This is a genomic window from Streptomyces sp. NPDC003035, from assembly GCF_042888285.1.
Lineage (GTDB): Bacteria > Actinomycetota > Actinomycetes > Streptomycetales > Streptomycetaceae > Streptomyces.
Genome location: NZ_JBIAPJ010000001.1, coordinates 1,357,258 through 1,369,299, shown reverse-complemented (window position 1 = coordinate 1,369,299; position 12,042 = coordinate 1,357,258). Strand labels below are relative to the sequence as shown.

The following is a 12,042-nucleotide window of genomic DNA, read 5'->3' as shown; positions in this document are numbered from 1 at the left end:
GCGACGGGCCGGTGGCGCGTGTCCGCTGGTGAGCGGGCTCGCGCCCTAGGCGGGAACGTACGAGAACGGAGCCAGACGATGACCGAGCCGACGCCCGGACCTGGGCCCGATGCCCCCGGTCCGGTGCCTTCCGCACCGGATGCCGTGCCCCGCGACCCAGAACGTGCGGACCCCGAACCGCAGACCCCCAACGGTCCCGGCGACCCGGCCGAGCAACCTGATCCGCCGGAAACCCCGCCCGACGCTCCCTCCGGCCCGGCAGCGCCCGACCACCCCTCCGGGGAACCCCCCGACTGACCTACCGACTCGCACCCGGCCGACGGTCGCTCTGGACGGCCGCAGGTGAGCGGTGATCGCGCAGCGGGCCCTGTTGACCTTGACACGGTGACAGGGTCTTCACTGCTTGCCGAGGAGGTGGTCCCGATGACCACGACGAGGCAGGACACCGCTGCGCGACGAGCGCTCCAGGGGCTGGAGGACGGCCGTGCGTCCGTACGACTGCGAGCGGCTCTGGCGGTCGGCACGACACCGGACCCGCGCTTCATCGGCAAGCTCGTCGAGCGATCCGCGATCGAGCCCGAGTTCTTCGTCCGCGACATGCTGACCTGGGCGCTCACCCGCCACCCGGTGTCCCTGACGCTCCCCGAGCTGGTCCGCGAGGTCCGCTCGGAGCGGGCGCAGGCCCGGAGCCAGGCGCTGCACACGCTGTCCAAGATCGGGGACCGCGGAGCGTGGCCGGTGATCACGCGGGCGCTGTTGACCGACGCCGACGACGAGGTGGCGCGGAGCGCCTGGCGGGCCGCGGTCGTGCTCGCGCCGGAAGGCGAGGAGTCCGCATTGGCCGAGGTGCTGGCGACGCAGCTCGGGCGCGGTGAGACGGAGACGCAGCTGAGTCTCAGCCGGGCGCTGATCGCGCTGGGCGACGTCGTGCTGTCGGCGCTGCGCGCCGCGGCGGCGGTCCCTGACCGGGGCGTGCGCGCGCACGCGCTCGCCACCCAACGGCTGCTCCGCGACCCGGACGCCGGCTTCGAGTTCGCGATCGAGGAGGCGAAGCGCGTCGCGGCGCTCGGCGGGTCCCGCCAGGAGGGACGATAGGGCGTGTATATCGGTGAGGTGGCGCGACGGTCCGGGGTCAGTGCCCGCATGCTCAGGCATTACGAGTCGCTCGGCCTGCTACGGCCTTCGGGTCGTACGGGCTCCGGCTACCGGGAGTACTCCGGCGAGGACATCCGGCGGATCTTCCACATCGAGAGCCTGCGGTCGCTGGGCCTGTCGCTGCGTGAGATCGGCCGCGCGCTCGACGAGCCCGGCTTCACGCCCTCGGCACTCGTCGACGACCTCATCCGCCAGACGCGTGAACGCATCGCGGCGGAGACCGAGTTGCTCACACGCCTGCGCCGGATCGATGCGGCGGAACCCGCCGCCTGGGAGGACGTCCTCCAGACCGTCGCGTTCCTGCAGGCACTGCGGTCGAAGAGCGCCGACGCGCGCCAGCGCGCGGCCCTTGCCTCGGTCGACGAGGCCCCGGTGCCGGTGGAGGCGCTGGTCGAGGCCGTATTGGACGAGGCGGAGCCGAACGTCGCCGGAGCCCTTCGATGGGCGCTGGCGCGATCGGGCGACGGCAGCGGCGGCACGGCACTCCTGGCGGAGGGCCTCGGCTCACCGGCGGCCGCGGTACGGGAACGTGCGGTGCGGTCGCTCGCCGAGATGCCCGGCGCGGAGGCCATCGTCCAGCTGCGGCAGGCTCTCGCGCACCCCGATGCCGTGGTCCGCGGGTATGCGGCTCTGGCGCTGGGGGCACGAGGAGAGGCCGATGCGGTCCCGACCCTCATCGACATGATCGTGGAGGGGAGGAACGACATCGACGCGGCCGACGCACTGAGCGTGCTGGCGAGCGACACCGCGAGGGCGGACCGGATCGCGACCGGGCTCGTCAGCCACCTCGCCTCCGACGCCACCGAAGCGCCCGCCCGCGGACGGCTGACCCAGGCACTGGCGTCCATCCCGGGCACGACGGCGACACGCGCCCTCGTGGAGTTGTCGCACGACGAGGACCGCGCCGTCGCGCTGACCGCGACGTACCTTCTTCAGCTACGCGACGCGGGATGACGGATCTCCCTTCGGGTGCCGCGGCCCCTCAGCCTGCCGTGGTCGGAGACGCGCCAGTCGTCAGGGTCCGACTCCACGGGCAGGAAGTAGTACGCGTTGTCCTGTTCGTCGTACCCCCACTGGATGAGACCGCCCTTCTCGGGGTGGAACGGCCAAGGGTGCGGATCGGCGTCCCGCTCACCCGCATGGCGTCGTGGCCAGAGGCGCTCCGCCTCCTCCGTGCTGCCCGTCACGGGTCGGTCCAGCCATACGTATCCGTCGATGGCGCCCGGTCCGTAGAGATCGAGAAACGCCTTGTAGTCCGACGGCAGCGTCAGCCCCAGGCGTGCCTCCGACGCTTCCCACAGCGCCGGCCGCGCCCATCCCCACGCCTCCGGCTCACCCAGCAGCTCCCTCAACCGGTCCAGTTCCACGGCCGCCTCCCCCTTCCCCTACGCCGACCGCTACCCTCCCACCTGCCGATCAGGGGCGTGTCGTGGGGTCGCGCGGGTCGGCGTCCGTGACGGGTGGTGGCGACGCCGATCCGTCGTCGCCGGACCGGCGGAGGCAGGAGGCGACGACCAGGAAGGGCCACAGGGACTGGATGCACGTCACCAGGCGTTCGGCGACGCCGGCGGCGCCCTGACGGTTCATCTCGAACATGAACCAAGCGGCGCCGACCCCCATCAGCGTGGTCGCCGCCAAGGCGGGCGCGGGGCGGAGGCCCCATGGTGCGGAACTGCCTCGGTCGGCGGCCAGCACCGGCCATACCGCCAGGAGCGCGAAGCCGACCGCGGCCACCGAACCGTGGCGCAGGGAACCTCCACTGCTCGGCGCCGGGACCAACGCCACCGCCAGCGACGCGACTCCGCCGCCGGCCAGTGCCACGCGTCCGGCGAGTGCGGCCGGGCGCAGCCCCCAGGCGGTCAGCAGATGGCAGACGCCCAGGGCGGACAGCGCCCCGGTCATGACCCAGAACCCCGCGGCCCCGTAGGCCGCCAGGACGCTGATCGTCTGCGTCACGGGATCGTAGACGGGGCCCTCCAGCAGGGCCGCGATCGTCCAGCCCCCGGCCAACAGGACAGGGGCGCACCCCGACGAGAGGAGGGCCCACCTGGGAACAGGTCGCATCGGCCCACCGTAGGGCCCGACCCGCCCCTCCCCCGCGCGCACGCAGGCGCGTCGCGGCGGGTTTCACGCGAGCCTGACCACCGCCTTGTGCGTGGCGGCGAGCGTTCCTGGCGTGATCCGGAGCTGGAGCGCGGAGCCCGTGGCCACCACCTGGACCGTCGCGTCCTTGGACAGCACGGCCGACACGGGGCGGTTCCAGGTGAGGTCGATCGTCGCGCCGTCGCGCAGGGGGCCGGAGACGCACACCGTGGCGGTGGTACCGGACTCCCGGATCAGCACGGACGCGGGGGCGCCGGCGGTGACATCACCGACCGTGCCGCCCAGCCAGAAGTTGATACCGGTGAAACCCAGCGCGGGGACGCGTACGCCCTGCTGCTCCTTGGTGTTGGCGAGGACGGTGAGCCAGTTCGTGTCGGCCGCGCGGGCGGCCGTCTGTGCCTGGCTCGCGCCGGGCATCAGGACGTAGGAGTACGCGGCCCAGGTCGGATCGGTGCCGTGGTCGAACCAGAGGGTGAGGTACCGGCGGGTGACCGGATCGCTCACGGCGCCCTTGTTGATGTCCGACCACGCGCCCGTGCGGGCCTGGCGCAGGGCCTTCAAGGAGGGGGCGCCGCCGGGGAAGACGTACCCCGCGTGGCCGGCGAGGTGCGCCCACCGCGCGCCGGTGAGGGTGGCGCTCCAGCCGATCGTGGTCGGCTGGGCCGTGCCGTCGACGGTGAAGGCGTGCGCACCGGTCTCACCGAGGTTGCGGTTCTCCACGACCGACTCGACGCCCGCGCCGTCGCGCCCGTGGATCCCGGAGCCCAGGCAGACGATCGCGTCGTCGAGGAAGAACCACGACTTCTTGGCCAGGAGCGTGGAGGAGAGGCCCTTGAGGTACTGGCCCACGGCCGCGTACGTGCCGTCGGTCGTCCCGCCCACCCAGCGCACGTCGGGCCGGGCCGCGCCCCAGGTGCCGCCTTCGCCGTCGGCGAGCGGCTTGCGGGAGGCGGTGGTGCCGGGCAGCCGGTACGGGTCGACCGTCGGCCAGAAGTGGTCGCTGTACTGCCCGTTGGCAAAGGTGTCGCCCCAGCAGTAGAGCATTCCGGAGCCGCTGTGCCAGGCGCGCAGGTTCTCGCCGTTGCCGTTCTCGTAGTACGTGATCCGGTTCGACGCCATGGAGAGCGAGGCCGCCCAGCCGGCGCGGCGGTGCACGGCCCGGTCCATGCCGGAGAAGAGGCGGTGGCCGGACGGTTCGGGGCTCGCCTCGGCCGCGCCGTCGTCGACGGTCTTGAGGCGGGCGAGGGCGGCGACGCCCAGCGCGGGGCTGGCGAGCAGCGGACTGTAGTAGTCGCGGGCGATCCAGCCCTTGACCATCCCCTCCCAGCGGGCCTTCTCCGCCGCCGACGCGCTCTGCGCGAGCAGCGCGACGCACGCGATGATCGAGTGGCCGCGCAGATGGTCGTCCTGACGGACGCCCCGGGTGTCCGACTTCTGTATCCCCCGGCTGATCGCCCGTCCGGAAACGGCGTCCATGGCCAGGCCGTTGAAGAGGAAGGGCGCGTACGCCTTCTCCACCGAGTCGAACACCACCTGCCGGCCGCCGTCGGTGACCTCCCATGGCGAGCCCTGAAGCAGCGCGAACAGCAGGGACAGGCCGCCGAGCATGACCGCGCCGTACGAACCCGCGTAGGGGACGTAGGTGTGCTGGATGAAGCTCCCGTCGGCGTAGAGCCCGTCCCCACTCGTGACGTACGGGAAGACCGGCGAGAGCGCGTCGCGGGCCAGGGTCAGCTTCGCCGAGGATCTGCCGACGACGCCCCGCAGCGCGAGGACCCGGCACAGGTCGACCCGGTTGGCGCCGGTGGACGTGCCGGTGTAGTTCGCCACGGCGCTGTCGGGGACGAAGTGGTCGACGGCGGCGCAGTGTTCGGCGATCCGGGTCGCGCCGAGGTGGCCGTACAGCAGGACGTCGATGTCGAGCAGCGCCTGTGGGATGCCGATCTGCCAGTTGTACCAGTTGCCGTAGCGGGCCTGGGTCGCGTGGTACGCCTGGTCGTGGAGGTGGTCGAGCCCGGCGAGGATCTCGGTCCGTAGGGCCGTGTCGCCGGTGAGACCGGTGGCGGGCTGGGAGTACGCCTCGGCAAGGGTGCGCAGCCGGTGGTAACTGGTGTTGAGGTTCCCGGAGTACGTGTACGACTCGGCGTCCGTGTCCGGCTCAGGGTCGGCGTAGGGCAGGTCCGGCCAGAGCGAGCCGTTCGCCCGGGCCATGGAGGAGCGCAGTCCGCGGGCGGTGTCGCCGAGCGCGGCGAGCTTCGAGGCGAAGGGCTCGGCGGTCGGAGTGACGTTCGTGCCGAGGATGAGGTCCCGCCACGTCACGCGCAGCGCGTCGTACGCGTCGGCGGCGTGCGCGGGCGCCGCGGCGAGCGGCCCCGCGAGCGGTGCGACGGCGGCGGCGCCCAGGGCGGCACGCAGCAGGCCGCGTCGGGACAGCAGGGAAGCGGGCACGGAGGAGTGCATGGCGGGGCGGACCTCCTGGGGAAGAGCGCCCGGCGGTCGGCGCTGTGGCCGACAGCATGCCCGGGACAGAAAGCGATTGCTACCCCCTGGAGAACCGGGATTCCGCAGCGCGCGCCCGGAATCGGAGCCACATGCTCCGCAGGCCGACCGGGAACGGTGGGCCCGCCGGGCGGGAGCGCTGGGCCCGTCGGCTTGGCAACAGTGAGCCTGGCTGGCCAGAACAGTGGCCGGCCGGCGGAAAGCAGTGGATCAGGTCGGCCAGAACGGCGGCCCACCGGCCGAAAGCACTGGATCAGGACGGAGGCCGCCCCGCCGGAACCGTGGGACTGGCCGGCCGGGAACGGCGGGCCGCCCCGCCGGAACCGTGGGACCGGCCGGCCGTGTCGGAGGCCGCCCCGCCGGAACCGGGGAACTGGTCGGCCGGGAACGGCGGGCCGCCAGGCGCGGGCCGGTCCCCGGCTCAAGCGGTCACGCTGCGGCTGAACCAGCCGCTGAACACCTGCTTCCCCGCCTCGGCCGAGCGCTGCTCCGCCCGCTCCAGGACCTTCTCCGCCTCCGCCCGCCAAGTCGCCGCGTCCGCGCGGGGCGGCGGCAGGAACGGGCCGCGCTCCGGCGCCTCCGCGGCGGCTCCGAAGAAGTCGCCGCCCTTGCGCTTGACGTCGTCCGTTCCCCACGCGCGGCCGGAGCCGTGCCGGGGCACCTTCTGCAGGTGCGGGATGTGCTTGGCGCAGTGGATGTATGCCTCCTCCACGGTGACCTCCACCCACACCTGGGCCCGGCGGCCGGGCACCGGGTCGTACGCGAGCCCGGCGTGGACGCGGCGCATCTCGTCGTCGGCCACGACCCGCGCCCTGCCGTTGACGTGGAGCCCGATGCGGTCCTGGAGGAAGTCCATCATCAGGATGCCGACGTGGGGGTTCTCCTCGATGTTGCCGAGGCTGGCCTGGACGCCGTTGCCCCGGTACTCGGGGTAGGCCAGGGTCCGGTCGTCCAGGACGTGGAGGAAGCCGGGCGGGCCGGCGCGGAAAGTGTTGTCGCACTCGCCGTGCCGGTCGGCGGTCGCCAGGAAGAACATCTCCTGTCGCGCCGCGAACTCCCGCATCCGGGTGTTGAGCCGGTCGAGAACCTGCTCGGCGTAGAACTTGTCGGCGCGCTCGGTGGTGCCCGTGCGCTGCTGGACCAGATGTTCGCCGTCACTCCCCGGGCGGATGGTGCGCAGCGGCGTCGCCTGCCGGTGCCCGGTCTGTTCGAATGTGCTCAATTCCTTGCCCCGACCAGTTCCTCGATGGAGTCGTGCCGTATGCGGTGGGTGGGGATGCCCATGCCCACCAGGGTGTCGACGCCGCGGCGGATCATGCCGGGCGGGCCGGACAGGTACGCGTCGTAGGTGTGCCAGGGGCCGTACTCGCACACGGCCTCCGGGAGCCGGGCGCCCAGGCTGCCGCCGGGACCGTCGTCGACGACCGGACGGACCGAGAGCCACGGGTGCGACTGCTGCAGGCGGAGCATGGTCTCGATGTCGTACAGGTCGTGGTCGCGGCGCGCTCCGTAGAAGACCTGGACGGAACGGCGGCGGCCATGCTGGGCCACGTCCTCGACCAGGGCCTTGATGGGCGCGATGCCGGTGCCGCCGCCGAGGCACAGCAGCCCGTTGTGGGTGCTGTGGTCCACGGTCATGGATCCGGCGGGGGCGCCGAGGCGGATCACATGGCCCGGACGGGCGCGGTGCACGAGGGCGTTGGAGACCCAGCCCGCCGGCACGGCCTTGACGTGGAAGGAGAGCAGTCCGTCGGAGCGGGGCGCGGAGGCGAAGGAGTAGTGCCGCCAGACGCGCGGCCACCAGGGCGTCTCCAGGGCGGTGTACTGACCGGCGAGGAAGGGATAGGGCTGGTCGGGGCGGACCGTCACGACCGCGATGTCCGGCGTACGCATCTCATGGGAGACCACCTCCGCCTGCCACCACGCGGGGGCGCGCAGCTCGTCCTCGGCCGCCGCGTCGATCATGATCTGGGAGATCGTGGTGTAGGCGCTGACCCAGGCGGCCTCGGTGCGCGGACCCCAGCTCTGCGGGGCGTAGCGGGAGAGGGCACCGATGAGGCATTCGCCGACGGCCGGGTAGTGCTCGGGAAGGGTGCCGTACTTCCGGTGTCCGCGGCCGAGGTGGGAGAGGTACGTGGTCAGGGTCTCGGTGTCCTCCGCGTGGGTCGCGGCGGTGAGCAGCGCCCTGAAGAGGCGGTCGCGCTGGGCATCCATCGCCGCTGGGAAGAGGGAGCGCAGGTCAGGATGCTGGAGGAAGAGCAGGGCGTAGAAGTGCGAGGTGACCTTGTCGGCGATCGGCTCGATCTCGGCCATGGTGCGGCGCAGGAGAGCGGCGTCGGACATGTCCTCGGGCGCGGGGGCCGGGGTGGGCTGGGGCGCCGGGGTCTGGGCGCGCTGGGGCGCGGGGGCCGGGGTGGGCTGGGGCGCCGGGGTCTGGGCTCGCTGGGGCGCGGGAGCCGGGGCGGGCTCGGGACCGTGGACACCGTGGGCCTGTGCCGGTACCCGTCCTGACGCCGGGGCCGCAGCCGGCTCGGGGGCCTGGGCCTGGGCCGGCACCCGTTCCGATGTCGTTGTCTGCGCCCGATTCCGGTCGGGCGCCGGTGCCTGGGCCGGTGCTTCGCTCGCCGTACGGCTCCGGTCCGTACCGCTGCCCACCGGGCGTATCGGTGTGACCGGGCGGCTGGGTATTCGGCCCTCCGCGTCCCGGGGTCCTTCCCGGTGGTGCTGTGGGCTTCGACCGAACCAGCCCGCGTCCCGACTGCCGCCGCCGGTGCCGTCGCCGGACCTGTCGCCGTCGGCCGACGTGGTGGTCGGAGCATCCATTGGTTCGCCTCGCCTCGAACTTCTTTCGGTCGGTCTTCGTACGCGGGGTCCGAGTCTGCCCCGTTTTCCCTCTCCCTATCGGAATTCCCGGCGATTTACCCCATCCCTTCAAATCCGGTGGTATACACCGCACTTGGTACGCGACGGACACGCGGGTGTTCGAACGGGATCGACCATACCCCGGCCGCACGAATCCATGAACGGGATCTTCGAGCAACCCCATGCCCTTGAGTTCTGGCTGGTCAGCGCCGTGCACAGGCGCAGGAACTCGGTCTTCGTCGTGAGTTACCGATGAGTTCGAGTGATACGACAAGGCGTTCGCCAGGCGCTTATGAGGAATTCACCGACGGAAATCAGGTAGCCAATCCGAACTCCTCACAGGGCGCGCGCGAGCCCTTCACCGTTCCTTCACGTGAGGTGTTGCCACAGAAAGGTATGGACCAGAGCCTCGTTGTGGGCGGCCTGTTCGTTGTCTCCCGCACCCGCGTGGCCGCCGCCGACGTTCTCGTGGAACAGCACCCGGTGGCCGAGCTCGCGCAGCCGCGCGGCCGTCTTGCGGGCATGGCCGGGGTGGACGCGGTCGTCACGGGTGGAGGTCATCAGGAGGACGGGCGGATAGACCCGGTCCGCGGCGAGCTGGTGGTAGGGCGAGAGCGCACGGAGGTGCGGGAGGTCGGCCTCGTCGTCCGGATTGCCGTACTCGGCGATCCAGGACGCGCCGGCGAGGAGCTTGTGGAAGCGCAGCATGTCCAGCAGCGGCACCTGGGCGACGATCGCGCCGAACAGCTCCGGGTAGCGGGTGAGCATCGCGCCCATCAGCAGGCCGCCGTTGCTGCCCCCCTCCGCGCCCAGCATGGCCGGGGTGGTGATGCCCCGCGCGACGAGGTCCCGGGCCACGGCCGCGAAATCCTCGAAGGCGCGCGGCCGGTGTGCGCCGCGCGCGGCCTGGTGCCAGTCCGGGCCGTACTCGCCGCCGCCCCGGATGTTCGCGATCACGTAGGTGCCGCCGCGCTCCAGCCAGGCCCGGCCGGTCACGGCGCCGTAGAAGGGGGTGAGGGACACCTCGAAGCCCCCGTAGCCGTAGAGCAGGGCGGGACCTGGTCCGGTGACGGCACGGTCGGGGCCGGGGTCGGGCCCGGTGGAGTCACGCTCGGGGCCGATGACGAAGTAAGGCACGCGTGTGCCGTCCGGGGAGACCGCGAAGAACTGCCGTACCGTCAGACCGGTCGCGTCGAACCGGGCGGGCGCCTGCTTGAGGATCTCCGTGTCGCCGCCGATCTGCCCGCGGTGGAGGGTGGAGGGCTGCAGGAACCCCGACACGTCCAGGAAGTACTCGTCGGAGACGTCCGGGTCCGTGTCGACCACGGAGACCGCGGACAGGGCCGGAACGTCGGCGAGCGGCGAGCGCGTCCAGGCGCCGTCGGCCGCGGGGGTGAGGACCTCGACGCACGTGCTGACGTCGCGCATCGTCTCCAGGATCAGATGGTGGCGGGTCCACGAGTGTCCGGCCGGCGCGGTCCGCTCGTCGGGGGTGAACAGCACCGTCGCGGTGCGGTCGCCCGCCAGGAAGGCGTCGAAGTCGAACGCCAGCAGGGAGCCCGTGGGCTCGCCGAGCCAGTTGGACTTCAGGCTGACGATCAGATGCCGGCGGTGGACATAGGCGTCGGCGTCGTCGGGGACGTCGATGCGTACGAGCGTGCCGTCGGGGGTGAGGAGGTACGTCTCGCCGCAGAAGAAGTCCAGGGAGCGGGCGACGAAGTCCCGCTCGAAACCGGGCGTGGTGTCGCGCCAGCCGGAGGCCGAGACGTCGCCCGCCTCGGCCTCGAAGACCGTCTCGGCCTCCTCCAAGGGCGTGCCGCGCCGCCAGCGGCGGACCGTGCGCGGATAGCCGGCGTCGGTCAGCGAGCCCGGCCCGAGGTCCGTGCCGATGAAGACGGTGTCGGCGTCGATCCAGCCGATCCGTGTCTTCGCCTCCGGCACGCGGAAGCCGCCCTCGACGAAGGCGCGCGTGGCGAGGTCGAACTCGCGGACCACGACGGCGTCTCCGCCGTCGCGCGACAGACACACCAGCGCCAGGTCGTGGTCGGGGTGACGCACCCGCGCCCCGGCCCACACCCACTTCTCGTCCTCCGCGGCCGCGAGCGCGTCGAGGTCGAGCAGCACGTCCCACTCAGGTGCGTCCTTGCGGTACTGCTCCAGCGTCGTACGCCGCCACACGCCGCGCACGTGCTCGGCGTCCCGCCAGAAGTTGTAGAGGAACGCCCCGCGGCGGACGGTGTAGGGGATACGGTCCGACGCGTCCAGCACCTCGCGCAGGCGCTCCTTCAGGGCGGCGAAGCCCGGGTCGGCGACCAGCGCGGCCGCGGTCTCGGCGTTCCGCGCGGCGACCCACTCGAGCGCGGTCTCGCCCTCGATCTCTTCCAGCCACAGGTACGGGTCGTCGCCGTCGTTCGGTGTCGTCATGGGAGGAGTGTCAGCCGGGCCATGGCGCCACCTTATGGCTTCGTTCACTTTCAGCGACAGCGGTTGTCGAGTTTCACCTGCCAGTCGGACATCAAGACGCGGCTGCCCGCCTCGCGCGCCGTGCAGCGGTACGGATCTGCGCGCGGGCTGCGCCACGGGCGCTCGCGGCGCGCCCGCGGCCGGATGGGGTCGTGGTTCTGACGCTCGGTCAGACGCCGTGGCCGGAGGAGCGGCCTCCGTGCCGGACGGTGGCGGGTCTACGTCCCGGAGGCACCGCCGCCCGATCGGGCGCGCGTCGTCGGCATCGGGTAGGCGCCGGGGCCGGATGAGCGCACCGCCTCCATCGGATCATCGCACCTTCCGAGAATCTGCACATCGTGCGCGTGACCTGGACGCGCACCCCTCATCGCTCCTCGATCCGACAGGCGGAACCCGCCCGTCTGCTGCAGCTCTGTCCGTTTGATTCCCCGCGCGCGACGGCACCCCGGAATCTGTTACTCGATCCTGCGAAGAATCTGTCACCGTTCGGTGAAATTAGCTGCACCGCTACCGTCCGAGGTACACAACCACGTACGTGGAAGCGTCAACCTAATTGGCCGGGTAGCCCGTTCGCGTGCTTGGATCATCCGCGCTGCGGCAGTCGCGATAAGTACGGCCGCGTTTCGGCCTGCGAATCGCCGCAGGAATGGAATCCCCCAACAAATGAAGGGTGCGCATCATGCGTAACGACCTGGAGACCCTCGAGATCGCCGACGCCGAGCTGGACGCCGTTTCCGGCGGTCTCGTCAGCGTCTCCGGCGGCCTCGCCGGCGCCGCGACCAGCGACGTCACCAACGTTCTGGGCGCCGTCGGCTCCCTGCAGACCGTGCAGGCCGTCGAGGGCCTCGCGGGCGGCGTCCCCGGCCTGGCCATGGGCGTCACCGGCGTCTCGGTCAACACCTCCGCCGTCGCCGGTATCGCCGGTCTCTGAGTGGAATGCCTCCCATGAACCCCGGAACC

General features: G+C 72.1%; 9 protein-coding genes. 3 read left to right on the top strand and 6 right to left on the bottom strand.

What is annotated here, in order from left to right; all coding sequences use genetic code 11:
- Positions 1 to 423: 423 nt before the first annotated feature.
- Positions 424 to 1,095, top strand: coding sequence for a HEAT repeat domain-containing protein (locus ACFYV5_RS06125; RefSeq protein ID WP_389164911.1), 672 nt, complete (start codon positions 424 to 426; stop codon positions 1,093 to 1,095).
- Positions 1,096 to 1,098: 3 nt separating this feature from the next.
- Positions 1,099 to 2,109, top strand: a complete 1,011-nt coding sequence (locus ACFYV5_RS06120; protein WP_389164908.1) for a MerR family transcriptional regulator — start codon at positions 1,099 to 1,101, stop codon at positions 2,107 to 2,109.
- Here the strand turns inward: ACFYV5_RS06120 and ACFYV5_RS06115 are convergent.
- The 6 genes from ACFYV5_RS06115 to ACFYV5_RS06090 form a co-directional block, all read right to left on the bottom strand.
- A complete protein-coding gene (locus tag ACFYV5_RS06115) occupies positions 2,088 to 2,522 on the bottom strand; it encodes a hypothetical protein (protein ID WP_389164905.1) in 435 nt (144 codons plus the stop codon). The two genes, ACFYV5_RS06120 and ACFYV5_RS06115, sit on opposite strands and share 22 nt — an antisense overlap.
- A 49-nt stretch (positions 2,523 to 2,571) precedes the next feature.
- The gene (locus ACFYV5_RS06110; protein WP_389164900.1) at positions 2,572 to 3,219 is read right to left on the bottom strand and encodes a DUF998 domain-containing protein; all 648 of its coding nucleotides are present in this window, start codon (positions 3,217 to 3,219) and stop codon (positions 2,572 to 2,574) included.
- 63 nt (positions 3,220 to 3,282) lie between these two features.
- Positions 3,283 to 5,718, bottom strand: a complete 2,436-nt coding sequence (locus ACFYV5_RS06105; RefSeq protein WP_389164898.1) for a polysaccharide lyase 8 family protein — start codon at positions 5,716 to 5,718, stop codon at positions 3,283 to 3,285.
- Between the two features lie 460 nt (positions 5,719 to 6,178).
- Positions 6,179 to 6,979, bottom strand: a complete 801-nt coding sequence (locus ACFYV5_RS06100) for a pyridoxamine 5'-phosphate oxidase family protein (protein ID WP_389164895.1) — start codon at positions 6,977 to 6,979, stop codon at positions 6,179 to 6,181.
- Entirely contained in the window at positions 6,976 to 8,580 is a 1,605-nt protein-coding gene (locus tag ACFYV5_RS06095) for a globin domain-containing protein (RefSeq protein ID WP_389164892.1), read from the bottom strand. The genes ACFYV5_RS06100 and ACFYV5_RS06095 overlap by 4 nt, the downstream gene beginning before the upstream one ends.
- A gap of 408 nt (positions 8,581 to 8,988) precedes the next feature.
- Positions 8,989 to 11,043, bottom strand: a complete 2,055-nt coding sequence (locus ACFYV5_RS06090; protein WP_389164889.1) for a prolyl oligopeptidase family protein — start codon at positions 11,041 to 11,043, stop codon at positions 8,989 to 8,991.
- 718 nt (positions 11,044 to 11,761) lie between these two features.
- Between ACFYV5_RS06090 and ACFYV5_RS06085 the strand changes: the two genes are divergently transcribed.
- Complete coding sequence (locus ACFYV5_RS06085; RefSeq protein WP_355109337.1) at positions 11,762 to 12,013, top strand: hypothetical protein; 252 nt, start codon at positions 11,762 to 11,764, stop codon at positions 12,011 to 12,013.
- The last annotated feature ends 29 nt before the right edge of the window (positions 12,014 to 12,042 follow it).

Coding starts and splice junctions, on each gene's coding strand:
- ACFYV5_RS06090 (WP_389164889.1), bottom strand. CDS start 11,043: ATGACGACACCGAACGACGGCGACGACCCGTACCTGTGGCTGGAAGAG.
- ACFYV5_RS06125 (WP_389164911.1), top strand. CDS start 424: ATGACCACGACGAGGCAGGACACCGCTGCGCGACGAGCGCTCCAGGGG.
- ACFYV5_RS06095 (WP_389164892.1), bottom strand. CDS start 8,580: ATGGATGCTCCGACCACCACGTCGGCCGACGGCGACAGGTCCGGCGAC.
- ACFYV5_RS06110 (WP_389164900.1), bottom strand. CDS start 3,219: ATGCGACCTGTTCCCAGGTGGGCCCTCCTCTCGTCGGGGTGCGCCCCT.
- ACFYV5_RS06085 (WP_355109337.1), top strand. CDS start 11,762: ATGCGTAACGACCTGGAGACCCTCGAGATCGCCGACGCCGAGCTGGAC.
- ACFYV5_RS06105 (WP_389164898.1), bottom strand. CDS start 5,718: ATGCACTCCTCCGTGCCCGCTTCCCTGCTGTCCCGACGCGGCCTGCTG.